This window comes from Aliiroseovarius sp. Z3 (assembly GCF_029105185.1).
Classification (GTDB): Bacteria; Pseudomonadota; Alphaproteobacteria; order Rhodobacterales; family Rhodobacteraceae; genus Aliiroseovarius.
In genome coordinates, this window is sequence record NZ_JAFMZK010000003.1 from 374,840 (window position 1) to 400,191 (window position 25,352).

20 protein-coding genes and 1 pseudogene are annotated in these 25,352 nt (G+C 57.3%); 17 read left to right on the plus strand and 4 right to left on the minus strand.

All coding sequences use genetic code 11. The annotated features are described in order from the left end of the window. Positions 1 to 103: 103 nt before the first annotated feature. The 10 genes from J3R80_RS07500 to J3R80_RS07545 all read left to right on the plus strand — a co-directional run bounded on the left by J3R80_RS07500 (position 104) and on the right by J3R80_RS07545 (position 13,195). Positions 104 to 1,411, plus strand: a complete 1,308-nt coding sequence (locus J3R80_RS07500; protein WP_275393142.1) for a flagellar hook-basal body complex protein — start codon at positions 104 to 106, stop codon at positions 1,409 to 1,411. A 28-nt stretch (positions 1,412 to 1,439) separates the two neighbouring features. Beyond that, a complete protein-coding gene (flgK, locus tag J3R80_RS07505; protein ID WP_275393143.1) occupies positions 1,440 to 2,891 on the plus strand; it encodes a flagellar hook-associated protein FlgK in 1,452 nt (483 codons plus the stop codon). 10 nt (positions 2,892 to 2,901) lie between these two features. Next, complete coding sequence (locus J3R80_RS07510) at positions 2,902 to 3,912, plus strand: flagellin (RefSeq protein WP_275393144.1); 1,011 nt, start codon at positions 2,902 to 2,904, stop codon at positions 3,910 to 3,912. Positions 3,913 to 3,938: 26 nt separating this feature from the next. Beyond that, positions 3,939 to 5,012: a flagellar basal body P-ring protein FlgI gene (locus J3R80_RS07515; protein ID WP_275393145.1), complete on the plus strand. Its 1,074-nt coding sequence runs from the start codon at positions 3,939 to 3,941 to the stop codon at positions 5,010 to 5,012. 342 nt (positions 5,013 to 5,354) lie between these two features. Then, entirely contained in the window at positions 5,355 to 6,149 is a 795-nt protein-coding gene (locus J3R80_RS07520; protein ID WP_275393146.1) for a DeoR/GlpR family DNA-binding transcription regulator, read from the plus strand. Next, entirely contained in the window at positions 6,149 to 6,922 is a 774-nt protein-coding gene (locus tag J3R80_RS07525; RefSeq protein ID WP_275393147.1) for an inositol monophosphatase family protein, read from the plus strand. The genes J3R80_RS07520 and J3R80_RS07525 overlap by 1 nt, the downstream gene beginning before the upstream one ends. A 1-nt stretch (position 6,923) precedes the next feature. Next, positions 6,924 to 8,603, plus strand: coding sequence for a Na/Pi cotransporter family protein (locus tag J3R80_RS07530; protein WP_275393148.1), 1,680 nt, complete (start codon positions 6,924 to 6,926; stop codon positions 8,601 to 8,603). A 307-nt stretch (positions 8,604 to 8,910) separates the two neighbouring features. Then, complete coding sequence (locus tag J3R80_RS07535) at positions 8,911 to 9,933, plus strand: putative 2-aminoethylphosphonate ABC transporter substrate-binding protein (protein WP_275393149.1); 1,023 nt, start codon at positions 8,911 to 8,913, stop codon at positions 9,931 to 9,933. 128 nt (positions 9,934 to 10,061) lie between these two features. Then, positions 10,062 to 11,177 (plus strand): putative 2-aminoethylphosphonate ABC transporter ATP-binding protein, encoded by a 1,116-nt coding sequence (locus tag J3R80_RS07540; RefSeq protein WP_275393150.1) that lies wholly within the window; start codon positions 10,062 to 10,064, stop codon positions 11,175 to 11,177. Beyond that, a complete protein-coding gene (locus J3R80_RS07545; RefSeq protein WP_275393151.1) occupies positions 11,177 to 13,195 on the plus strand; it encodes a putative 2-aminoethylphosphonate ABC transporter permease subunit in 2,019 nt (672 codons plus the stop codon). The genes J3R80_RS07540 and J3R80_RS07545 overlap by 1 nt, the downstream gene beginning before the upstream one ends. A gap of 32 nt (positions 13,196 to 13,227) precedes the next feature. On the opposite strand, the gene J3R80_RS07550 is transcribed toward J3R80_RS07545, so the two are convergent. Continuing rightward, complete coding sequence (locus J3R80_RS07550) at positions 13,228 to 14,112, minus strand: LysR substrate-binding domain-containing protein (RefSeq protein WP_275393152.1); 885 nt, start codon at positions 14,110 to 14,112, stop codon at positions 13,228 to 13,230. A gap of 119 nt (positions 14,113 to 14,231) precedes the next feature. Here J3R80_RS07550 and J3R80_RS07555 point away from each other — a divergent pair, with 119 nt between their 5' ends. From J3R80_RS07555 to J3R80_RS07575, 5 genes are all read left to right on the plus strand, one after another. After that, on the plus strand, positions 14,232 to 15,419 hold the full coding sequence (locus J3R80_RS07555) for a 2-aminoethylphosphonate--pyruvate transaminase (protein WP_275393153.1): 1,188 nt from the start codon (positions 14,232 to 14,234) through the stop codon (positions 15,417 to 15,419). Between the two features lie 21 nt (positions 15,420 to 15,440). Further along, positions 15,441 to 16,685, plus strand: a complete 1,245-nt coding sequence (gene phnA, locus J3R80_RS07560) for a phosphonoacetate hydrolase (protein ID WP_275393154.1) — start codon at positions 15,441 to 15,443, stop codon at positions 16,683 to 16,685. A 16-nt stretch (positions 16,686 to 16,701) separates the two neighbouring features. Then, on the plus strand, positions 16,702 to 18,150 hold the full coding sequence (gene phnY / locus J3R80_RS07565; protein ID WP_275393155.1) for a phosphonoacetaldehyde dehydrogenase: 1,449 nt from the start codon (positions 16,702 to 16,704) through the stop codon (positions 18,148 to 18,150). Positions 18,151 to 18,225: 75 nt separating this feature from the next. Beyond that, a complete protein-coding gene (locus J3R80_RS07570; protein ID WP_275393156.1) occupies positions 18,226 to 19,581 on the plus strand; it encodes an aspartate aminotransferase family protein in 1,356 nt (451 codons plus the stop codon). Then, positions 19,578 to 20,417: a DMT family transporter gene (locus J3R80_RS07575; protein WP_275393157.1), complete on the plus strand. Its 840-nt coding sequence runs from the start codon at positions 19,578 to 19,580 to the stop codon at positions 20,415 to 20,417. The genes J3R80_RS07570 and J3R80_RS07575 overlap by 4 nt, the downstream gene beginning before the upstream one ends. An 8-nt stretch (positions 20,418 to 20,425) precedes the next feature. On the opposite strand, the gene J3R80_RS07580 is transcribed toward J3R80_RS07575, so the two are convergent. Then, on the minus strand, positions 20,426 to 21,439 hold the full coding sequence (locus J3R80_RS07580) for a C-terminal binding protein (protein ID WP_275393158.1): 1,014 nt from the start codon (positions 21,437 to 21,439) through the stop codon (positions 20,426 to 20,428). A 248-nt stretch (positions 21,440 to 21,687) separates the two neighbouring features. On the opposite strand from J3R80_RS07580, the pseudogene J3R80_RS07585 reads away from it, so the two are divergent. Next, positions 21,688 to 21,743, plus strand: a pseudogene (locus J3R80_RS07585) (hypothetical protein); the annotation flags it as partial. 55 nt (positions 21,744 to 21,798) lie between these two features. On the opposite strand, the gene J3R80_RS07590 reads toward J3R80_RS07585, so the two are convergent. Continuing rightward, positions 21,799 to 22,704: a glycosyl transferase family protein gene (locus J3R80_RS07590; protein ID WP_275393159.1), complete on the minus strand. Its 906-nt coding sequence runs from the start codon at positions 22,702 to 22,704 to the stop codon at positions 21,799 to 21,801. A gap of 181 nt (positions 22,705 to 22,885) precedes the next feature. Further along, positions 22,886 to 24,085 carry an ROK family transcriptional regulator gene (locus J3R80_RS07595; protein ID WP_275393160.1) on the minus strand — a complete coding sequence of 400 codons (1,200 nt, stop codon included), beginning with the start codon at positions 24,083 to 24,085 and terminating at the stop codon, positions 22,886 to 22,888. 188 nt (positions 24,086 to 24,273) lie between these two features. On the opposite strand from J3R80_RS07595, the gene J3R80_RS07600 reads away from it, so the two are divergent. Further along, positions 24,274 to 25,284, plus strand: a complete 1,011-nt coding sequence (locus J3R80_RS07600) for a sugar ABC transporter substrate-binding protein (protein WP_275393161.1) — start codon at positions 24,274 to 24,276, stop codon at positions 25,282 to 25,284. Positions 25,285 to 25,352 lie beyond the last annotated feature (68 nt).

The following is a 25,352-nucleotide window of genomic DNA, read 5'->3' on the forward strand; positions in this document are numbered from 1 at the left end:
GGATTTCGGAAATACCCGCAATTTTAGCCGTTAGTCGCCTGTTAAGGTCAGACCTCTATGGATGGAGATCGACACAGAGGTAGATGCAGCAGAAAGGCGCACCATGACGATTTCCTCCTCACTCAGTGCCGGCGTCGCCGGATTGAATGCACACGCAACCAAACTGGCCACGATTTCGGACAACATCGCGAATTCTTCGACGTTCGGATACAAGCGCGCCACGGCAGATTTTCAGAACCTGGTGATCGGCGGTCTGGCCGGGGCAGGCACCTACTCGGCAGGCGGTGTGCGCACCACGACGCAGCGTCTGATTGACGAACACGGGCCGCTCATCTCTACGTCGAATCCGATGGATATTGCGATCGGTGGCCGCGGCATGCTTCCCGTCACGCAAGAGGTGTATCGCGACGCCAACCCAGGCGAGCGTCCGATGATGATGACCACAACCGGGTCGTTTCGTACGGACTCTGAAGGCGTTCTGAAAACCGAAACCGGGTTGGTGCTTTTGGGTTGGCCTGCGGATGCAGATGGAAACGTGGCGACGTATCCTCGCGATACCGGTGTGGGGTTGGAACCTGTCGTCATCAACGCCAACCAAACGGCGGGTGATCCGACAACCACGATGAAACTTGGCGTCAATCTGCCCGCCGTGGAAACCGAAGCGGGTTCGGCCGGCGCCGCGCGCCCGTTGTCGGTAGAATATTTCGGCAACCTTGGCACGTCCGAGACGCTCGATTTCTCGTTCACACCGATTGTTCCGGCAACAGGATCATCCAATCAGTGGACGATGGTGATTACCGACAGCGCTTCCGGCGGTACGACCATTGGCGAATACACTCTGACGTTTGACGATTCGCGGACGGATGGCGGCTCTCTTGCATCTGTCGCTGTCGTATCAGGTGGTGCCTACAACGCAACGAACGGGACGCTTGACCTGACGGTCGCGGGTGGACCGCTGTCGCTGACCATCGGCAAGATTGGGGATCCGAACGGGCTGACTCAATTGTCAGACAGCTTCGCGCCGGTGGCGATCACCAAAAATGGCTCGCCGGTGGGCAACCTGACGGCGGTTCAGATCGACGAACACGGGTATATCAAGGCCACATATGACACTGGTTTCATTCGCACGATCTATCAGGTGCCTCTGGTGGACGTTCCAAATCCGAACGGTTTGATCTCGATTTCAAACCAAGCCTATCAGGTGTCCCCTGAAAGCGGCTCTTTCTTCATGTGGGATGCTGGTGACGGGCCCACAGGCGAGGTTGTTGGCTTCGCGCGCGAGGGCTCAACAACAGATGTCGCGGGCGAGTTGACCAGCCTTATCCAGACGCAGCGGGCCTATAGCTCGAATGCCAAAGTGATTCAGACCGTAGACGAGATGCTTCAAGAAACCACCAACATCAAACGTTGATGCATGTGCTGAGGACAGAGATTAGTCGATGAGCATTTCCGGCGCCTTCTCAAACGCCCTGACCGGGCTTGCGGCCACGTCGCGCGCGGCCGAGCTTGTCTCGTCCAACGTCGCAAACGCGATGACCGAAGGTTACGGCACGAGGTCGTTGGAACTGTCGACCCGAACGTCGGGGGGGTCTGGCGTCCGGGTTGAAGGTGTTCTGAGGAATGTCGATGAAGTGCTGATCGGTGACCGTCGTCTTGCTGATGCGGCGACAGGATTCCATGGCGCCAAACAGCAGTTCTTGACCAATCTGGAGAAGGTGTTGGGGACACCCGACCAACCCGGATCATTGTCCGGTCGCATGGCACGGTTCGAGGCATCACTGATAGAAGCCGCGGCCCGGCCAGACAGTCAAACGCGCCAATCGGCGGTGTTGAGCGCGGCCAATAGTCTGACCACCCATCTGAACGCCACATCCGATCACATCCAAACAGCGCGACTGGATGCGGATCAGGCAATCGCGGGAATGGTGGCAACACTCAACGCCGGTTTGGAAGATGTGCAATCGCTGAACGTGAAGATTCAAGCGGCGCAAGCGCGTGGCGTTGATGCGTCCGGGCTGATGGATCTGCGTCAGAAGAAGATCGACGCGCTCGCACCGATTGTGCCGATCAGGCAATTGCCGCGCGAAAATGGTGTGGTCGCATTGATTACAACCGGTGGCGCAGTTTTGCTGGATGGTAAGGCGGCAAAGCTGGGTTTTACCCCCGTCAATTTGATTGTGCCTGAGATGACCTTGTCCGGCGGCGCCCTTTCGGGTCTGTCGCTGAATGGGCAGCCCATCGATACAAGCGATGATCGTAGCCTCATTGCGGGTGGCGCGCTGTCTGGTCAATTTGCTGTGCGCGATCAGGTCGCAGTTACCGCGCAGGAGCGGTCGGACGGTTTTGCCCGTGACCTTGTTGAACGATTCCAGAACCCCGCGCTGGATGCGACCCGACTGCCCGGCGATCCGGGCCTTTTTGCGGATGCCGGGGCGGCATTTTCCGCTGCCGACGAAGTGGCGCTGTCAAGCCGGATCTCAGTGAACGCCGCCGTTGATCCCGAAAAGGGTGGCGCGTTGTGGCGGCTGCGCGATGGGCTCGGGGCCACGGTGCAGGGGAGTGTCGGCGATGCCGGGTTGCTGAATGGCCTGATTGATGCGCTCAGCACGATGAGGACACCGGTCTCGGGTGACTTCTCTACCGCGTCACAGACTGCTGCGGGACTGGCATCCGAGCTTCTGTCAAGCATCAGTTCGGATCGGCTTTTGGCCGAAACCCAACTTGGATTTGCCTCGGCCCAGCAGCAGTCTCTGCTTCAGATGGAACTTTCACAGGGTGTTGATACCGATGCCCAGATGCAGAAGTTGATGCAGATCGAACAGGCATATGCTGCGAACGCGCGGGTTATTTCGACCGCTGATGAAATGATCCAGACCTTGCTCGCAATATAGGAGAGATGCCATGACAATTGTGAGCTATGGCGATCTTGCCAGCGCGTTTCAAACCCGCAGCCTTTCGGCGCAGCTAAAACAGGATATGGCGCGTCTGGGAATTGAGTTGTCAACGGGGCGCAAAACGAACTTGGCAACACATGTATCGGGGGATTTCGGTCCCGTGGCGGGGCTTGAGCACAGCCTGAAGTTACAGTCAGCCTATGCCCAAAGCGTCACGGAGGCCGCGACCATTCTAGGCGGCACACAAACCGTTCTGGAGAACATTCAGGGTCAGGCCGAGACATTGTCTGGCGGTCTGCATGTCGCGATCAGCTCTCAGAATCCGGGATTGCTGCAGGGCACGGGGGCCGACGCGCGAGAGCGATTGTTTTCAGTTGTCTCGAACCTGAACACAAATCTTGGAGGGCGTTCGTTCTTTGCAGGAGCTGCGACGGATGGTCCGGCTTTGGCGGACGGGGATGCAATCCTTTCGGATGTGATGGTGGCGATCGCCGGGGAAACCACCGCGGCAGGCATAGCGGATCAGATCGACAACTGGTTCAAATCACCAGGCGGCGGATTTGATACATCTGGTTATCTGGGTTCAGATCAAGACCTGGGGCCGTTTCGATTGCGGGATGGTGAGGCGGCGACGCAACCCATCAGGGCCGATAGTGCCGAGATACGCGATCTTCTGGCCGCCCTCACCAAGGCTGCGGTCATCGCGGAAGGGGCGTTGGCGGGCGATGTAGAAGCCCAGAAAGACCTGGCGACCAGATCGTCGAATGGTTTGTTAAGCGTGATTGATGATTTGACCAATGTTCGGGCAGATGTCGGTCGTGTTGAGGCGCGCATTGAAGCCGCGTCCGCCAGCAATGCAGCGGAAAAATCGGCGTTGGAGCTGTCATACAATCGCTTAACCGCAGCAGACCCCTTCGAGACGGCAACTGCGCTACAGGCGCTCTATGACCAGATGGAAAGCCTTTACACGGTAACCGCCCGTCTCTCACAGCTGAGCTTCACGGATTACATGCGATGACCCGGATTTTTACCATTATAGTCACAATGCTGCTGTCTTTGTCTGCCGCGTACGGGAACTCCGTGCGTATCAAGGATCTGGTGGAGTTTGATGGGGTGCGTGGCAACGATCTTGTGGGATACGGGCTCGTTGTTGGTCTGAACGGCACCGGCGATGGCATTCGAAATGCGCCCTTCACCGAGGACATTATGTCCAACATTCTGGAACGATTGGGCGTCAATATCACAGGCGAGCAGTTTCGCCCCAAGAATGTGGCCGCTGTTTTCGTCACTGCAGCCCTGCCGCCCTTTGCCCGCGCCGGATCGCGGATTGATGTGACCGTATCGGCAATCGGAGACGCCAAAAGCCTGTTGGGTGGTACGTTGATCATGACGCCACTGAACGCGGCCGACGGTGAAATCTATGCCGTTGGTCAAGGCACGGTTATCGCCGGAGGCGCCGTTGCCGAAGGTGATGCCGGCAAGGTCACGCAAGGGGTTCCGACAAGCGGTGTCATTCCCAACGGTGCGCGTGTCGAACAAGAGATCGACTTTGATTTCACCAAGCTGAAATCAATCCGGCTGGCACTGCGAACGCCGGATTTCACTACAGCCGAACGTATAGAGCGTGCGATTAACGCCAAGTTTGACCGCGTTGTGTCTCGTATGCTCGACAGCGGCACCGTGGTCGTCGATATCAACGCCACGCGCGCGATCTCTCCGGCACATGCCATTGGCACGATCGAAAATCTGGGAGTTGAGCCAGAACGTAAAGCAAAAGTCGTGGTGGATCAGCGATCAGGTACCATTGTTATGGGTTCAGATGTGCGGATCAGCCGCGTGGCCGTTTCGCAAGGCAATCTGACGCTTCGAATTCAGGAATCGCCAGTTGTTGTGCAGCCCAATCCGTTCTCGAATGGAGAGCCGATTCTGGTGCCGCGAACCAATGCGGGTATAGAAGAAGAGCCAGGTATCGGCTTGGCCGAGGTCGATGGCGGTGCGTCGCTGTCGGACGTGATCGCCGGACTAAACGCGCTGGGGGTGGCGCCGCGAGATTTGATCGATATTCTTAAAAGTATCAAAGCCGCAGGCGCCCTCCATGCGGATTTCGTGGTCCGCTGACCGATAAATGTCGGGTGAACGTGCGGTCATTTCTGCGCGGCGGAGTTCGGTTCGCAAACCTTCCGACTGCGTCCGCCCGCAATGATCTTGCATCACCAACATGCGGCAGGCGCCTTTGTTGTTGAGCGCGCAAAACAGGGTGATGTGCCCCGGTAGATGACTGCAGCGATGCAGGGTTTCTAGCGCACCATTACCCGAATCTTTCCCAGAAAGATCAACGATCTGTTGGATATGTTTTGTTTTGGCTTGAGTTTTAACCTGAATCGGGCAAACATCCACAAAACTGTGAGAAAGTGTGGAAATATCCAGATTTCTGGCCTGACCACGCACTTTGGGGGTGATATGGCAGGTGAGACAAAGCAGTCCTATCGCGAGCTGGAATTGCTTGACGCCATTCGCAGGGTCGGAGGGTTTGCCAAAAACTCGGATCTTGCCAGCGCACTGAACGTTTCTGAAGAAACCGTGCGCCGAACGATCAAGGCCTTGTCAAAATCTGGGTCGGTTGCGCGGGTGCATGGTGGCGCATATATCGTCGGCGCTCAGAGCGATCCGAGCTTTTACAAACGGATTGAGCAATACGCCTGCGAGAAGCGTGCCGTCGCGAAAGCCCTTGTGCGCGAAATAGAAGACGGCATGACGTTGTTCATGGATGTCGGCAGCACCACTGTATTCGTGGCAGAAGAGCTGCGCGCCCGCGGTAATCTTTCGGTGACGACAAACTCGGTTCAGGTCGCGCAGACTTTGGTTGGTCACAATGACAACCGCGTCTATTTGCTGGGTGGCCAGATGCAGGCCGATGAACTGGGCGCATTCGGCCATATGGCCGAGCAGCAAGCGCGGCAGTTCTGTTATGATTTGTCTGTTCTCAGCGCAGATGCGCTGCATACCAAACGCGGCTTTCTTTACCTGAACAGGGCAGAAGCAGACCTGGCGTCGGTGGTGATTGACTGTTCGGACGCCACGGTTGTGGCCATGACCCATCACAAATTCGGATCGACAGCCCCGCATCAGGGGTTCGCGCCCGAGTGCATTGATCGGATGATTGTCGATCAGTTGCCGGACAGCGCCTTGGCGCAACAACTGAACAGCTGGGACATCAGCCTAAATGTCGTACCGGGAGAGGTTGAAGGATGCTGATGAACACTGACGCAACGACCATCCATGCAAACCGCATAGCTGATTTGGCAGGCGATGCGGCGATGACGTATTTCCGGCACCTGTTAGAGGTTGACCTGAAAGATGACGAAAGTCCCGTCACCCAGGCAGACCGTGGAGTTGAGCTGCGCGTCCGAGCATATCTGGAGCAGCACTTTCCCGATGATGGCATTCTGGGCGAGGAGTTCGGTCAGTCAGACCTGACCTGTGATCATGTCTGGAGCATCGATCCCATCGATGGCACACGGTCTTTCTTGTCCGGCCATCCGCTGTTCGGGTTTCTTCTGGCGCGGCTGTACAAGGGGGAGCCAACCATTGGCCTGATCAGAATGCCCGCGCTGGACGAAACGGTGATTGGCGTGCGGGGCGGTTCTGCGACGTTGAACGGCGACAAAATTCGCGTCTCGTCGCAGGTTTCGTTGGATCAGGCTATTGTCTATGTCAACGAAGCCGAGAAGATATTTGCCCGACACCCGCAGACTTTTGGCCGTCTCTTGTCGGCGGGTCAAACCCGTCGGTTCGGCTATGATTGCTATCCCCACGCGTTGGTTGCCATGGGGCATGTCGATGCGGTGGTGGATGAGGATCTGCAACCCTATGACTATCTGCCCTTGGTCCCAGTGATCGAAGCGGCTGGCGGCATCATCACGGACTGGAGGGGAGAGCCGTTGACTTTGTCATCGGGGACGTCAGGCGTTGTGACGGCCGCAACTGCCGATCTTCATGCCGCCCTTCTGGGTTTGGTGGGATCGTAACATGGCCATCGTGAGTTTCGTCATAAGCCTTGCAGGTGCCACCATGTTGTTGCTGTTCGCGGTGCGTATGGTGCGCACCGGGATCGAACGCAGCTTTGGCGCATCGTTCCAGCGGATGTTGACGGACAATCACAGCCTGATCGGCGCCAGCGCGACCGGCGTTTTTTTGGCGATTGTTCTGCAAAGTTCGGCGGCGGTGGCGTTGTTGGCGACCGGCTTCGCTGCGAGCGGTTATCTGGCTTTCCCGACCGGGCTGGCGATTGTGTTGGGTGGTGATCTGGGATCGGCGCTTATCATTCAGATCCTGTCTTTCAAACTGGATTGGCTGGTGCCTTTGTTGCTTGCCGTCGGCGGCTGGTTGTTTGTGAAGGTCGAAAGCAAGAAGGGCCGGCAGTTTGGCCGCATCCTGATGGGCGTGGCGTTCATCCTGATCTCGCTGCAGTTTCTGCGTCAAGCCGTGGCGCCAATCAGCGATAGCGCGTTTCTGCCCGCAGTGTCCGGGTATTTGGCACGTGATTTCGTGACAGCCTTCATCGTCGGCGCTGCGCTGGCTTTTGTCATGCACTCGAGCGTTGCCGCCATTCTGATGTGCGTGACGCTGGTACAGATCGACGCCATCCCTTTTGCTGCAGCGTTGTCGCTTCTGTTGGGGGCGAATATGGGCAGCGCGTTCATTCCCATCTGGTTGACGCGCGGAATGCCATTGGCGGGCCGCCGTATTCCGTTTGCAAACTTGATACTGCGCGGCAGTTGGGCCTTGATCGTATTGTTGGCTGTGAACCTGCTGTCTGACCCTGAACGCTTGCTGTTTGTCGGTCCTGGCCAGTCACTTATTTATGCCCATATCGGGTTTAATCTGTCGTTGTTGGTGTTGGCGTTGCCATTCTGCGGTTTGATCGAAGGGCCAATCGTGCAGGTGTTTCCAAGATACTCTGGCGATTCAGAAGCTGATGCCGAACAACCCGCCAGCGCGCTGGACCCAACCGCGCTTGATACACCGCAGCAGGCCATTGCCAGTCTGAAGCGGGAGTTGCTGCGGATGATAGGGCAGGTTGAACGGATGTTCCACACTGTGCCCCGGCTTTACGAGGCCACGGACAGCTCGGTTCTTCGCACGACCCGTACGAAGGATGATGAAGTGAATGACACGTTGTCGGGTATCCGATCCTACGTGGCGACGATGCCGCAGGGCATCTATTCCAAAGCAGATACCAAGACGGTTCGTGGGTTGATGGAATATGCGATCCGACTTGAAGCCGCAGGTGACGTGATTGCGATGAAACTGACGTCGGTTGCGAAAGAAAAACTGGACGGACACCTGAGTTTCTCAGATGAAGGCTGGGCGGAGCTTCTTCGAATGCACGAAGCGGTATGCGCCAATTTCCATTTGGCCAGTAATGTATTGGTTTCGGATGATCTGGAAAGCGCGCGGTTGCTTGTCGTCGAGAAGGCCGATTTCAAACGCGCTGAACGCAAAAGCCGGAAATACCACCTGGCCCGATTGCAAAATGGTCGCGTCGAGAGCTTTGAGACCAGCGACATCCATTTGGAAACTTTGCGCGCCCTGCGAGACATAAATAATCACATCGCTGCAATTGCCTATCCGATCCTTTATCGCAATGGCCAGCTTCTGGAAACGCGTCTGATCGAAGACTTGGACGGCAAGGAAGTGAGCGACTGATGCCCGGAAACCTAACCCAGCATCAGAGCAAGATTAATTACCAGCGAACGCCGCCGGAATTGTCACAAAACGTTTATAAACTTGTGTCACGAGGCGCGCAGCATGGCCCGTTCTGCACGAGCTTTCAGCAGCAGAGGGTCGCGCACCAAGCGTCAGAGTTTGGTTTTTGTATAGGTCAAGCCAATCATATGGTAGGTATAATCGATTTTTCTTGTCGTCAGAACCTGCCAAACTGGTTTGAAAAACGGATGGTGAGGAAGTTGATCGCTCCCGCCACGACAACAGCAGATCAACAGAGGAGAAGACAATGAAACACACAGCGAAAAGACTTGCGTCCTTTCTGGCTGGCGTCGCCTTCGCGACCGTCGCGGTCGCAGAGACCGAGTTGACAGTCTATACTGCCGTCGAAGCTGAAGATTTGGCGCGCTACGCTGAGACGTTCAACCAAAGTCACCCCGACATCAAAATCAACTGGGTGCGCGATTCCACCGGGATTATCACCGCGAAACTGCTGGCCGAGCGTGACAACCCGCAGGCCGATGTGGTTTGGGGATTGGCGGCGACGTCGCTGTTGCTTCTGAAATCCGAAGGGATGTTGGAGCCGTATGCTCCGGCCGGCGTCGAAAACCTTGATCCGAAATTCGTGGACGGAGACAGCCCGCCTGCTTGGGTTGGCATGGACGCCTGGGTTGCCTCGGTTTGCTATAACACTGTCGAGGCTGAGAAACTTGGCCTGACGCCGCCCACATCCTGGAAGGATCTGACCGATCCCATGTATGCGGGTCATGTGATCATGCCGAACCCGAATTCCTCTGGCACGGGCTTCCTTGATGTATCCAGCTGGCTGCAAATGTTCGGTGAAGAGGGTGGCTGGGAGTATATGGACGCGCTGCATGAAAACATCGCGCGCTATACCCATTCGGGATCGAAGCCCTGCAAACTGGCGGCATCGGGCGAAATTCCGATCGGCATCTCGTTTGCTTTCCGCGGTGCCAAGTCGAAGGCCGATGGTGCCCCGCTGGAGATCATCGTGCCATCTGAGGGCGTTGGTTGGGACATGGAAGCCACCGCAATCGTTGCTGGCACAGCCAATCTTGAAGCCGCGCAGACCCTGGTTGACTTCACCGTCACCAAAGAAGCCAACGAAATGTATAACTCCGGCTATGCGGTTGTTGCCTATCCGGGCATCGCCAAGCCGGTCGAACATTTCCCCGAAGGTCTGTTGGATGCGATGATCGACAACGATTTTGAGTTTGCGGCGAACAATCGTGCCGCCATTCTGGAAGAATGGCAGGGCCGCTATGACGGCAAGTCCGAGCCCAAATCCTAAGCCAAACAAACGGGGGACAGAATCCTGTTCCCCGTTTTCACACACGCCCTTTCCAGACTTCAGAAACGCGCCCGGTTGCGACTGGATGGATGTGGCCGTGAAACACCCGACAACGTAAGGACACGCCCGTGATACAAGAAACTGCTATAGGCCAGAAAACCTATCTCAGCATCGACAAGCTGTGGAAAGCCTTCGGCCCATTTCTCGCGCTGAAAGACATCTCGTTGGACATCAGCGACGGCGAATTCGTGTGCTTCCTTGGCCCGTCCGGATGCGGCAAGACCACCCTGCTCCGGGCCATCGCGGGACTTGATCTGCAAACCAAGGGAACGGTCATGCAGGACGGCCGCGATGTGTCGAACCTGCCACCGTCCGAGCGGGATTTCGGCATCGTGTTCCAATCCTATGCCTTGTTCCCAAACCTGACGATTGAAAAGAATATCGCGTTCGGTCTGGAAAACACGGGTCGCAGCAAATCCGAAATCGCCGTGCGCGTCAGCGAATTGCTGGAGCTGGTTGGCCTGCCGGATCAGGGCGCCAAGTACCCGGCCCAACTGTCTGGCGGTCAACAGCAACGGATTGCACTTGCCCGCGCGATCGCCACCAACCCCGGTCTTCTGCTGCTGGATGAGCCGCTTTCGGCGCTGGACGCCAAGGTGCGCGTCCATCTGCGCCATGAGATCAAAGAGCTTCAGCGTAAGCTGGGTGTGACAACCGTGATGGTGACGCATGACCAGGAAGAAGCCCTGGCCATGGCCGATCGAATCGTCGTGATGAACCATGGTGTGATTGAACAGGTTGGATCACCGACCGAAATTTATCGCGAGCCCGCGAACTTGTTTGTCGCCGACTTTATCGGAGAGATGAACCAAATCGATTCAATCGTCGCCGAAGGCGGACGGCTTAGCGTTGGAGAAAAAACCTTTGCCTGTCACGACCATAAGTTCAGCGATGGTACCGCCGTTGTCGCCGCCATCCGCCCCGAGGACATCATCCCGCACGAACACGGCTATACGGCCGACGATCCAAACCGAAACTGCATCGAGGTGTTGCTGCATGAAATGGAGTTTCTTGGATCGTTCTGGCGGTGCCGCCTGCATAACGAACGGTTCGGCGGGTCCGAGCTGATCGCCGATTTCTCGATCAACGCGGTGCGCCGGTTGGATTTGGGCGTGGGTCGCAAGATGATCATTGAACTGCCCATCGACCGTCTGATGGCATTTGACCGACCGGAGGCAAGCTGATGACCGATGCGACAGATCTGTCCGAGCTGCCCGCTGGCCCGACGGTCCAAGGAAAGTTAAGCCGCGACGACATCATGATGCGCGGCGGAATGCTTGTCATTGCCTTGTATCTGGTCATCACCCTGGCGTTTCCGCTTTACGCCATGTTGTCGAAGTCGTTTTCGACATATCGGTTTGAGCTGGCCCAATATGAATTCCAGATGAGCGACGAAGATGGTGTATTTGATGGCACCATTTTAAACGGTGCGGAATTGAATGAACAAACCGGAGCGTTTGATGAGCTTGATCTTAGCGCAGGATCGGATGGGCGGATTGGCGTAACGGGTTTCTTCCCGGAGTTCAGCTTCCGCAGCCCGGTCATGTACCAGATTCGAAACACCAGTGACACGGGGCGGTTTCTGGTCGGCTCTAAGCTGGAGGATGGTACAGACTGGGTGACTTTGGACAGCAACACCTTTCGTCGGGTGCAACTGCGACCGATGGAATCCACCGGTTTTGGCAACTTTATCAACTACTTCTCGACGCCTGCACTGTTCAACTCGATCAAGAATTCGTTGTGGATCGCGGTGGTCAGCACCATCGTGACGGTGACGCTGGCCTTCTGGTTTGCCTATGCGCTGAACCGCAGTTGCATGCGTTACAAGGGGGTATTCCGCCTGATCGCGATGGCCCCGATCCTCGTGCCCTCTTTGTTGCCCGGCATCGCACTGGTCTATCTGTTCGGCAACCAAGGCATGATCAAGGAATTGCTGTTTGGCGCCAGTATCTATGGCCCGATCGGCATCGTCATCGGATCCGTGTTCTTCACCTTTCCTCATGCGTTCATAATTATTTCGACGGCGCTGGCGGTGTCGGATGCGCGGCTTTACGAAGCAGCGGCCAGTTTGCGGGCGACGCGCTGGCGTACCTTCTGGACCGTTACCATTCCCGGCGCACGCTATGGCCTGATCTCGGCGGCCTTCGTGGTGTTCAACCTTGTGATCACCGATTTCGGCCTGCCGAAGGTGATCGGGGGGCAATTCAACGTGCTTGCCGTGGACATTTATAAGCAGGTGATCGGCCAGCAGAATTTCGAAATGGGCGCCGTGGTGTCTGTGGTGCTGGTGATTCCTGCGATCTTCGCCTTTGCCATCGACCGGCTGGTGCAGTCGAAACAGGTCGCGCTGTTGTCGGCGCGCTCGGTCCCGTACCAGCCACAGCCCGACAAACGTACGGATACGTTTTCGTTCATCTATTGTGCCTTTGTTGGCCTGTTCATCATTGGTATTCTGGCGGTCTGTCAGTTCGCCGCCCTGATCAAGTTCTGGCCCTATGACCTGAGTCTGAGCCTGAACAACTATCAGTTCGACAGGATGGATGGCGGCGGCTGGGGGTCGTACTTCAACTCGATCAAGTTGGGTCTGCTCACGGCCGTGTTCGGTACGGCGATCGTGTTCTTTGGCGCGTATCTTGTCGAAAAGACCAATGGCTTCAAAACCGGACGTGCGTTGTTCCAGATGTTTGCCATGCTGCCCATGGCCATCCCCGGTATGGTGTTGGGTCTGGCGTATATCTTTTTCTTCAACAACCCATCCAACCCGCTGAACGCCATTTACGGCACCATGGCGATTTTGGTGATCTGTTCGGTGACTCACTTCTATACGGTGTCGCACCTGACGGCGGTTACGGCATTGAAGCAGATGGATCGCGAGTTTGAATCTGTCTCCGCATCATTGAAACAGCCAACCCTGAAGCTGTTCAGCCGGGTGACGGTGCCGGTGTGCCTGCCGTCGATCCTGGACATTTCGATCTATCTTTTCGTCAATGCGATGACGACCGTGTCGGCGGTGGTGTTCCTTTATTCACCCAAGACGTCGCTGGCGTCGATTGCGGTGCTGAATATGGATGATGCGGGCGACATCGCCCCGGCTGCCGCGATGGGGATGATGATCTTCTACACGAATGCCGCCGCGCGGATCATTCACCTGCTGGTGTCAAAGGGTGTTTTGACGCGAACGCAGGCTTGGCGAACGCGGTGATCGCCTGATGCAGAAAACCAAAAAGCGTCAGCTTAGTCGCTGGCGCTTTTTTCATCTTGGGCCTTGCGCGCGAACTCCATAAATGCGCGGATCACTTTGACATCGCGCCTTTGGCCCAGATGCACCAATGTCTCGCTCATCTCGATATCGGCATCAGCCAGCGTGATCTGCACCAACCGGTCGTCATGGCCAAACTCGGCCTGCGATACAAAACCGATCCCGGCCCCCGAGGCGACCACCTCACGCACGGCTTCGCGCCCTTCCGCGACGATTGCCGGGGTCAGGACCAGCCCTTGTTTCTTTGCGGTCTCTTCAAGCTTCTGCCGGGTCTTGGAACCTTGTTCGCGAAAGATCAGCGGCAAAGAGGCCAGATCCTTCAGACTGAGCGACACCTTTGATGCCAGTGACGATCCGCGCGCCGCGAAGGCGGTTATCTTGGTCGTTCCAAGGTTCAACGCCTCCATATCAGTGCCGGGGGTCAGGCTTCCGACGATGCCTATTTCGGCGTTGTAAGCGCGCAGATCCTCAAGGATTTCCTCGGTGTTTCCGGCGCGCAATGTGACCGAAATATTGGGGTAACGAGTGCGAAAATCACCTAGAAAATGGGTGATGTGGTGGGCGCTGTCGGCGACGATGCGAAGTTCCCCGTCAACCGCAGCGCTGGTTGAGGACATGTAGTCCTCGATCTTCTGTTCGATTTCGAAATACTGCTTGGTGAACAGGAAAAGCTGTGCGCCCTCTTCGGTCAATCGCACCCGCTTCCGCTCGCGATGAAACAGAAGCGTATCGTGATCCTGCTCAAGCTTTTTCACCTGCTCCGAAATCGCCGGCTGGGTTAGAAATAACGCCTCGGCCGCACGCGAGAAGCCGCCCAGAAGGGCGACGTGATGAAAGGCTTTCAACTGGCTGTGGCGCATCGGATTCCTCCCAGAATTCGGACATAAGTAAAACCTATGCTTTGATCGTTAATTGCAATTTCACATATGGATCAAACTGCTGCAATGCTGTTCTTGTGTTCCCCCTTCGGAGACAAATCATGACCGCCGTAGACAACCAAATAGAATCGCCCCGTTTGGGCGAACCATATCTTCTGACCCCTGGTCCACTGACCACGTCATTCGCAGTCAAAGAAGCGATGTTGCGTGACTGGGGCAGTTGGGATGATGACTTCCGCGCGATGACGCGCGACATGCGCAAACGCTTGCTGGCGCTGCTGGGCGATGGGTCGGATGACTTCGACTGCGTACCGATGCAGGGCAGCGGTTCGTTCTCGGTCGAGGCGATGCTGGCATCCTTCATCCCGCGTGATGGCAAGGCGCTGGTGCTGGCCAACGGCGCTTATGGGATGCGGTCGGCACAAACGCTGGAGTATCTGGGCCGGAACCACGTTGTCTTGAACAAGGGCGATTATCTGCCGCCCCGCGGCGACGAGGTCGCGCAGATCTTGGCCGATGATCCCGCAATTACCCATGTCGTCGCGATCCACTGTGAAACCAGCTCCGGCATCCTGAACCCGGTTGAGGAGATTTCCGAAGCCGTCTATGCCGCCGGGCGCAAACTTCTGATCGACTCGATGTCTGCTTTTGGCGCGATCGAGTTGAAGGTCGCCGATATCCGCTATGAGGCGATGGTATCCTCGGCCAACAAATGTATCGAAGGCGTGCCGGGTTTCGGTTTCATCATTGCGCGTAAATCCGAGCTTGAAGCCGCCAAGGGCAATAGCCATTCGCTGAGCCTGGATGTCCATGCACAATGGGCACACATGAACAAAACTGGCCAGTGGCGCTTTACCCCGCCCACCCATGTGGTCGCCGCCTTCCTTGAGGCCCTGCGCGGGCACGAGGCAGAGGGCGGCGTTGCCGGGCGTGGCGGGCGCTATACCCGCAACCGCGACGTGATGGTCGACGGGATGCGCGAATTAGGGTTCGAAACCCTGCTGAAAGATCGCTGGCTGTCCCCGATCATCGTGACCTTCTTCTGCCCTGCAGATGAAAACTTCGTCTTTGACCGCTTCTATGACCGGATGAAAGACAAGGGTTTCATCATCTATCCCGGCAAGCTGACCGTGGTTGACAGTTTCCGCGTTGGCTGCATCGGTCAGATGGATGAACACGTCATGCGGCAGGTTGTCACCGCCGCCAAAGAAACACTGGATGAAATGGGCGTGGAAAGTGCCGCGCCCCCCGCCATCGCACTTGAAGAACGCGCCAAGCTGGCTGCCTGAGATATACGAAGGAACGACCTTATGACCATTCAAACCCCCGTTGTAGCAAACGGGCGCGCCTATCCTGCTCCGAAAACCTGCGCGATTGCGATCTGCCTTGACGGGTGCGAGCCAGAGTATCTGGACAAGGCGATTGCCGATGGGTTGATGCCGACCTTGAAGCGGATGCGCGCGGAAGGCACCGACCGGCTGGCGCATTCGGTGATCCCGTCTTTCACCAACCCCAACAACCTGTCGATTGCGACAGGTCGCCCGCCGGTGGTGCATGGGATTTGCGGCAATTACCTGTATGAGCCTGAGACCGGCGAAGAGGTGATGATGAACGACGTGCGTTTTCTGCGCGCGCCGACGGTCTTCAAGGCGTTCTATGATGCGGGTGCCCGTGTGGCCGTTGTGACCGCGAAGGACAAGCTGCGCGCCCTTCTGGGGGCTGGGCTGAAGTTTGACGACGACCGCGCCAAATGCTTCTCGGCCGAGAAATCCGATACATCGACCCAGGAAGACCATGGTCAGGCCGAGGCCAGCAAATGGCTGGGCATGGCACAGCCCGAGGTCTACTCGGCCGAGCTGTCCGAGTTCGTCTTTGCTGCCGGCGTCAAGCTTCTGCGCGAATGGAAGCCGGACGTGATGTATCTGACCACCACGGATTACGTGCAGCACAAATACGCCCCCGATCAGGCCGAGGCGAAAGCGTTTTACGAGATGTTCGACAAGTACCTGACCGAGCTGGACGCGCTGGGTGCTGCCATCGTCGTGACCGCTGACCACGGCATGAAGCCCAAGCACCACGCCGACGGCTCGCCTTCGGTCGTCTATGTGCAGGACCTTCTTGACGAATGGTTGGGTGAGGCTGCCGCGCGTCTGATCCTGCCGATCACCGACCCCTATGTGGTGCACCACGGCGCGCTGGGGTCGTTTGCGACCGCCTATCTTCCCGACAGCGCCAATCAGGATGACATCATCGCCAAGCTGCGTGCAACCGATGGGATCACCGACGTGCTGACCAATGCAGAAGCGGTTGCCCGCTTTGAATTGCCTGCAGACCGGATCGGTGACATCGTTCTGGTGTCAGGTGAAAACATCTGCATCGGCACGTCCGAGCACCGCCATGACCTTGCCGCGCTGAATGAACCCCTGCGCAGCCATGGCGGTTTGACCGAGCAAGAGGTGCCGTTCATCTGCAACCGTGTATTGCCCCTGCCGGAACGCCCCGTGCTGCGCAACTTCGACGCGTTCTTCTATGCCACTCAGGCGGCGGCGCTTTGATATGAAGGATAATGTCATGAGCAAAGACGACATCCGTCACGAAGGGATGCGCATAGGGGGCGAGATTGTTTTTGCCGATGATGTCGTGCCTGTGAAGTATCCCTATACCGACGAGGTCATTGGCACCGTGCCCGCCGGCAACGCTGAACATGCGCGCCGTGCCTTTGAGATTGCGGCGAATTACAAACCCAAACTGTCGCGTTATGAGCGGTCGCAAATCCTTCAACGCGCAGGCGAATTGATCGGGGAACGGCGCGAATTTCTGGCCAAGTGGCTGGTGCTGGAGCTGGGCATCTGTCACCAGCACGCGATCTATGAAACCAAGCGCGCGCAGGATGTTTATCAGTTTGCCGCCGCTCAGGCGATGAATGATGATGGCGAGATTTTCTCGTGTGATCTGACTCATAACGGGAAAGAGCGCAAGATCTTCACCAAGCGCGAACCGGTGCGGGCGATCAGCGCGATCACACCGTTCAACCACCCGCTGAACATGGTCAGCCACAAGATCGCACCCTCGATTGCGACCAACAATTGCATGGTGTGCAAACCGACGGAACTGACACCACTCACGGCAATTGCGTTGGCTGATATCCTGTACGAAGCGGGCTTGCCGCCAGAGATGTTTCAGGTGGTCACCGGCTGGCCGCAAGACATCGGCGAAGAGATGATCGTCAATGAAAACATCGACATCATCACCTTCACCGGTGGCGTGCCGGTGGGCAAGATGATTGCCGAAAAGGCGTCATACAAACGGCAGGCGCTGGAGCTTGGCGGCAACGATCCCCTGATTATCTGCAACGACCTGACCGACGCCGATCTGGACAAGGCCGCGACCATTGCGGTGGCGGGGGCGACCGGCAATTCCGGTCAACGGTGCACCGCGATCAAGCGTATTCTTGTGCAGGAAAGCGTGGCCGACAGGTTCGTGCCATTGGTGCTTGAGAAGGCCAAGAAGATCAAGTTTGGCGACCCGCAAGACCCGGATACGGAACTCGGCTGCGTGATCCACGCTCAGGCCGCCGAGCTTTTCGAAAAGCGTGTGTTCATGGCCGAGAAAGACGGCGCCGAAATCCTGTATCACCCCGGTCGTTACGGCGCGCTGTTGCCCCCGATCGTGGTGGACCGCGTGCCGCATGACAGCGAATTGGTGATGGAAGAAACCTTCGGTCCGATCATCCCGATCGTCCGGGTTCCAGATGATGATGAGGAGGTCATGAGGATCTCGAACTCGACCCAGTTCGGTCTGTCGTCGGGCGTTTGCACCAATGATTTGAACCGGGCGATTGCCTATATCAACGGGCTGGATGTGGGCACCTGCAATATCTGGGAACAACCCGGATACCGGATTGAAACGTCCCCGTTCGGCGGCATCAAAGACAGTGGCAACGCCGTCAAGGAAGGTGTCACCGAGGCGATGAAGTTCTTTACGAACGTCAAGACATACTCCCTTCCCTGGCCGAATTGACATGCGCCAGGTCGTTTCTTCCTCCCTGACTGCGAGGCCCGGTTTCCGGGTCTCGCCTTTTCCGTTCGAGGTCCCATGACAACAAAAATTGTTCACACCGAAGGCGAATCCAACACGTCAGATGCGCGGCGTGCGTGGTTGAAGAAATCCATTGGCCCCAAGTCCGGGCCATTGCTGAAACGTGATGGCAGCGCGTTTATGCACCAAAGCCTGTCCAGCCCCTGTGTCAGCACCATCGCCAAGGCCGATGGTATCTGGATCGAGGATATGGACGGGCGTAAGTTCATGGATTTCCATGGAAACTCGGTCCACCATATCGGCTATGGCCACCCCAAGCTGGTGGCCGCGATCAAGGCGCAGCTTGACGACCTTCCCTTCGCCCCGCGCCGCTTCACAAATGATCCTGCCGTCGAACTGGCCGAGAAACTGGCACAGATTGCGCCGGGTGACCTTGGGAAAATCCTGTTCACCACCGGCGGATCGGACGCCAACGAAGTGGCGCTGAAGATCGCGCGTGCGGCGACGGGTCGGTTCAAAACGATTTCGTTCTGGGATGCGTTCCATGGGGCGGGGCTGGGGGCCGCGAGTGTTGGCGGCGAGGCGACCTTCCGGAGCCACATCGCCGGGCCGCTTCTGTCGGGTACCGAGCATGTCGCGCCCTTCGCCTGCTATCGTTGCCCCTATAATCATGAAAGCCCGGACACCTGTGGGTTGGCCTGTGCCAAGATGGTCGAATACGTGCTGGAGCGCGAAGGCGACGTGGCCGCGGTGATTGCCGAGCCGATGCGTGCGGTACCGTATGTTCCGCCGGCTGGTTTCTGGAAATCCGTGCGTGAAGCATGCAGCCGTCACGGCGCGCTGCTGATCATGGATGAGATACCGACCGGGCTGGGAAAGACCGGCAAGATGTTTGCGTTCGAGCATGATCAGATCATCCCAGACATCGTCACAATGGGCAAAGCGCTGGGCGGGGGCATCCTTCCCATCGCTGCATGTGTGGCCCGGAAAGAGCTGGATGTCTGCGGGGATTTCGCAATCGGGCATTATACGCACGAGAAAAATCCGGTCACGTCCCGCGCTGCCCTGACCACCATCGAAATCATTGAGGAAGAAGGGTTGGTCGAACGCTCTGCCGAGCTTGGCAAACACGCGATGCAGGTGCTGAAGGATCGTCTGCAGGATGTTACAACGGTCGGAGACATTCGCGGTCGCGGCCTGATGTTCGGGGTTGAGATTGTCGAGGATCGCGCCTTGAGAACTCCGGGCAACGCGCGGGCCGAGCGGATCTATTATGCCTGTCTGGAGGCGGGGCTGAGTTTCAAGATCAGCCAAGGCTGCGTTCTGACCCTGTCGCCCCCCCTGACCATTTCGCGCGACGATCTGGATCGTGCGCTTGATATCGTGGTGACGGCGATCAAAGACGCAGCATGACTGCGCAGATCGCTCTGATCGTTTTGTCGGCGGCCTTTCTGCACGCGCTCTGGAATGCGTTGGTCAAAGGGGCAGGGGACAGGGTGATCATGCTGGGCATGATTGCATTGGGCCATGTCGCCTTCGCGCTGACGTTCATCGGGTTCGTGCCAATTCCCGACGTGTCTGCATGGCCTTACATGGCGGCGTCTATCGCGATTCACTGGCTTTATTTCTATTTCCTGAACGTGGCTTACAGGCTGGGTGATCTTAGCTTCATCTATCCCGTGGCGCGTGGTTTTGCCCCGGTTCTGGTCGCGTTGGGCGCACAGTTTTGGGTGGACGAAGTGCTGCCGCTGCAAGCGTGGATCGGCATCTTCTGTGTCTCAGCCGGGATCATGTTTCTGGCTCAGGGCGCGTTCGATGCAGCGATGTCCCGAAACGCGCTGCTGGCAGCGTTGGCGATTGGTGGAACCGTTGTGCTCTACACGTTGGTCGATGGGATCGGTGTGCGAAATGCGGGCCACGCGCTGGGATATATTGGTTGGCTGTTCCTGTCTAAAATCCTGATTGTGCTGTTTCTGTTTCCCAGCCGCATGGACCGGCTGCGCGCGCAATCGCCCAGAACACTGTTGATCGGCTTCATGGGGGGCGTCGTCTCGGGCTCGGCCTATGCCTTGGTGCTGTATGCCAAGACCATCGCACCGTTGGGCATTGTGTCGGCACTGCGCGAAACATCGGTGATATTCGCCGCCTTGATTGGGGTCTTGTGGTTTGGAGAAGGACCAAAGGCGCGACGACTGTTGTCCGCGGGCGCTGTTGGCGCCGGGATCATCTTTATCGGATTGGGGCGCTGATCCGCGCCTTAGTCGGCAAACACAACGCCTTTGCTCTGCGCCCTTAGGCGTGGGTCGTGGGATTTGACCAGAACATCGCGACCTTCAAGCACCTCGCGGCAGCGGGCAAGGGTTTCATCCTCAAGCCGTTCCATCGCGTCTTCGGTATAGAACGTCAGATGAGGTGACAGGATCACATTTGGGTGGTCAAACAGTTCGCTCATCGGGTGGCCGGTGCGGGTGAGGGGTTCCTGACTGAACACGTCCAGTCCGGCACCTGCAATCCAGCCCTCGCGGATCGCCTTTACAAGCGCCGCCTCGTCAACAATCGCACCGCGTGACACGTTGATCAAAAAGGCCGAGGGCTTCATCGCGCGAAGCTCGTCTGTGCCGATCATGCCGCGTGTGTCGTCATTCAACACTGAATGGATGGTGACGAAATCGCTTTGAGCCATCAGATCGCGCAGATTGTCGACCTTCGTTACACCCAGTTCGGCCATTTCCTCAGCCGAGGTGTGCGGGCTGTAGGCGATGACATTCGCGCGAAACCCCAAACCGGCCATACGCGCCATGCTGCGCCCGATTTTGCCCAAGCCGACGATCCCGACAGTCTTGCCTGCGATGTCTGATCCCAACCAAGTCGGCTCGGGCCAGGCCCATCCGAGCGATGTCATATGCGTGTTGAGTGCAGTCAACTTCTTGGCCAGCGCGATCAAAAGGGCAAACGCCCCTTCGGCCACCGTTTCTTCCGCATATTCCGGCACGTTGACCACGGCCACCCCGGCGTCGATGGCTGCGGGAATGTCGATGGCGTCAATACCGACGCCATATTTGACGATGCCCTTCAACCGGGATGCATTTTCTATGATCTGGCGCGTGATCGGCGTGTAACACATCAGGATCAGGTCGGCATCGCGCGTCGCCTCCAACATTACGCTTTCCGAGACCCCGTCCGGCAGCAGCACCAACTCGTGCCCGGCCGAGATTAACCCGGCATCCAGTTTCGGGGTCTGAAGTTCGCTGTCCGTGCGCACGATTTTCATGGGTCTTCCTGCTCTGATGAAGTTCGTGCAAAGGCTATCGTTTGTCGCGCTGGGACGCCATTGCGAACGCATGTTTGACGCGGGATGAAGTGATGTGTTGCTTTGTCGGCGCGGTGGCTACAGGCTTTTGGCGAACGATGCCAGCGTGAGAGGATCTGTGATGTCATCCTGGTTTCCGTTGCTGATCACAGAAGCACCGGAAAAACGGCTTTGAACTGTCCGTCTAATCGTCGCGCGTCGCGGTCAGGATGAACCGGCCAGATGTCGAGGCGTTGATTGCCGTCAGAGAGGTGGTGGCCACGCATTTTGCCACGGTTGCAGCAGCCAACAGCGAATTCTGGCAATCGCGCGCTTGGGGCTTAGGCCATATCCTTGAGCCGGGCAGTGGGACCAGTCCCGGCAAGTGTATCATGCACGAGTTCGATGGTTCCCGCAATCATGGCGCGCGTAAACGGAGCGTCGACGGGAGCCAGTGGCCCATCATAATCCTGAAGTCGGGCGATCTCGTCCACCAAGGGCGGCACGCTGTTCTGCCAAGGCTGACCCTGTCGCAATCCAAATGCTTCGACCGTCTTGGCCGGATGACGTTCAAATTCGCCACCGCCCCCTTTGATTACAGTCAGCGCCTTCCAACCCAGAAGCCGTGCGGCATCGGCCTGCAGCAGCCGATAAGACGGATGAAAAACACCCTGAACACTTGCCGCAGCGCGACCGGGGTTCAGCATTCTGCACACCGTGTTCACACATGATCGAAGCCCCAAGATTTCCCGCAGGTTTAGCAGAGCAAAAAGGCGGGGGTGGATTGTCTCGAGCGGCAGATAGGCAATGCATCCGAGATCAAGCGCAGATGCGGCGTCATCCAGCGTGGTGCAATACGGAATACCCAGTGTCTTCAGCCCCGCACGGACGCGTGTGTCAGGTCCGTTCCAGCCATGCAGCAAAACCCGCGTCCCGCCCTGTGCGATGGACTGGGCAGCATGCAGAAACCAGGGTGCCCCGCGCGTACGCCCCGCCGCATAGCTCGGCCAATCAAGATCCGCCGCTGGTCCCGCGCGCAATGCATCCTGCGCCGCTTGTGCAAATCCGGCGATTTCGTCGGCGGTTTCGCCCTTCATTCGCATCAGCATAAGTATGGCTCCAACCGCCTCCGGCGGGGCATCATCGGATAGCATAAGCGTCATGGCGCGATACGCTTCCACCTGTGTCAGAGACCGCGCACGACCCGGACCACGCCCCAATATCCGGACATATTCCGCCAAGCTCATTGCGCAGTCTCCCCATCTGTTGCGTCGTTGAAGGTTGTTGCTGATCACGTGTTTTGACAGCACCAGTTCTACATTGCTGTCAACGTGTGATCCACTCTGCTGCGTAAATGCCGTTCGTGCCAACGCTTTGCGGTGTCTGAAGCTCTTGTGTGACTGCGTTGAATGCGGCCCGCGTTCCCGCTCAGATCGAAGACAGTCCCGCATTTGTGTCGAGCAGGTATTCCGCGAAAATCGGGCCGCTTGCAGCACCGATCGCGCGTGCGTTTTCTCCGACGGTTCCAATTTCAACGGTCGGTGCGATCAAGCCGCGCTTGTCCTGGTTCACCAAATACCGTCGAACCCGTTCAACCAACTCTTCCCGGATCTCGGGTGGGAAAGCGCCATCAACCAGGATCGCTTCAAAATCAATAACCGAGCATATCGACAATGACGCCTTCGCCAGTTCTTGCGCCGTTTCTCCGATCCAGGGGTCTACATAGCGGGAAAGTCTGCTCCAATCCTGCGGCTTTTTCCACATGAGGTCTGGGTCAATACCAGCTTCGATCAAACGCGCTTCGAGGAGATGCAATGAGGCTGTGTCGATCAGCTGTTGGCTTTCACCCAAGGGGCCGGTTGTGCGCATAGACCCCAGCGCCCCCGCGTTTCCCTTGTTTCCCTCAAACACTGTACCGTTCAGGGCGATGCCACCGCCAATGAAAGAGCCGATGTAGAAATAGGCAAAGTCGCGATATTCTTTGCCCCGTCCGTATAGGTGTTCGGCGTGGCAGGCGGCGGTGGCATCATTGACGACATAGACCGGTAGATTGCTGAAGTGCGCCACCTCTTGGGCAAAATCCACATCTTTCCACGAACGGAATTTTTCAGCGGCTAGGCCAGATAGATCGTGCCATTTCCAAAGTTCAAATGGCGTCCCAATTCCAATCCCACAGACGCGCTTCTGTTGATTTGCGGGTAGGCTTTCAAGCAAGTCTTTCAGTCCCGCCTTTAAGAACCCGAAAACGGCATCGGGCATCGGATAGTCATAACTTGTGTGCAACTGCTCGCGCACCGTTCCGACGAAATCCAAAAGCAACAAATCTGCACTGCGGCGTCCGATCTTCAGGCCAACAGAAAACGCGCCGTCGGGATCCAGCTCAATGGGTGTGGACGGTTTGCCCACTTTTCCACGCACAGGGTCGCCTCGGCGGACAAGCCCGTCTTCTTCGAGGTTGCGCAGGATCGTTGAAACCGTGGGTTTTGAAAGACCCGTGCGCCGCGCCAGTTCAGCTGCGGGAACGGTTCTGTGACGCTGCAGGACAGACAGGATCAGGCGTTCGTTATGGTCCCGCAAACCGCTTTGGTTTACGCCCCGGCGCCGTGTTGTTGTGATGTCTCCGTCCATGCCGGGCACCTTAATTCCCTTGTTATCCAATTGGAAGATAGCGGGAAGAATTTAGTTAGTAAAGTTTACAAACTAATTGACAGGCGCTTCAGAATCGTGCCTTCTAGGGTCCAACCTGTTTCAGAGCAGGTGCGTGGCCAGCATGGAGGTGGTCACATGTTTTGAAATGACATGGATGGGAGGACACCATGAAAAAACTGCTGACATCTTCGGTTATTGCTTTGACCGCTCTGGCGGGCGCAGCGTCTGCGGACATCAACGCATGCCTGATCACCAAGACCGACACCAACCCGTTTTTCGTGAAGATGAAAGAAGGCGCGACTGCAGCTGCCGAGGCAAACGGCATCAGCCTGTCGACCTTTGCGGGAAAAATCGACGGCGATGTGGAAAGCCAGGTCGCCGCAGTCGAAACCTGCATCGCTTCCGGAGCCAAAGGTATCCTGATCACTCCGACCGACAGCCGTGCATTGACGCCGGTGATCACGCAAGCCCGCGACGCAGGGGCTTTGGTTATCGCATTGGATACCCCGTTCGAACCCGCCAGCGTTGCTGATGCGACCTTTGCCACCGACAACTTCAAAGCAGGCGTTCTGATCGGTGAATGGGCTGCCGCCAAGCTGGGTGACGAGGCAGCAAACGCCAAGATCGCGATGCTGGACCTGAACGCATCCGAGATTTCGGTCGACTACCTGCGCAACAACGGGTTCCTTCAGGGCTTTGGCATCGACATCAAAGATCCGACCGACATTGGTGACGAGGATGATCCGCGCATCGTTGGTAATGACGTGACCAACGGCAACGAAGAAGGCGGTCGGACTGCGATGGAAAACCTGATGCAGATCGATCCTGAAATTAACGTGGTCTACACCATCAATGAACCCGCTGCTGCCGGTGCATACGAAGCGCTGAAGTCCGTGGGTCGGGAAAACGACGTGTTGATCGTTTCTGTCGATGGCGGCTGCCCCGGTGTTCAGAATATCTCGGAAGGGGTGATTGGTGCGACCTCGATGCAATTCCCGCTGCTGATGGCTTCGCTTGGCATCGACGCGATCAAGACCTGGGCGGAAACCGGCACCAAACCGCAGAACACCGAAGGTCTCGACTTCTACAACACTGGTGTCGAGCTGATCACGGATGAACCGGTGGATGGCATCCCATCGCTGACCTCGGCCGAGGGTCTGGAAAAGTGCTGGGGCTAATCCCTGCCTAAGCAAATTGAGCCGGGGTGAAGTTCGCCCCGGTTCAAACCCAATCACCGACAACTTTG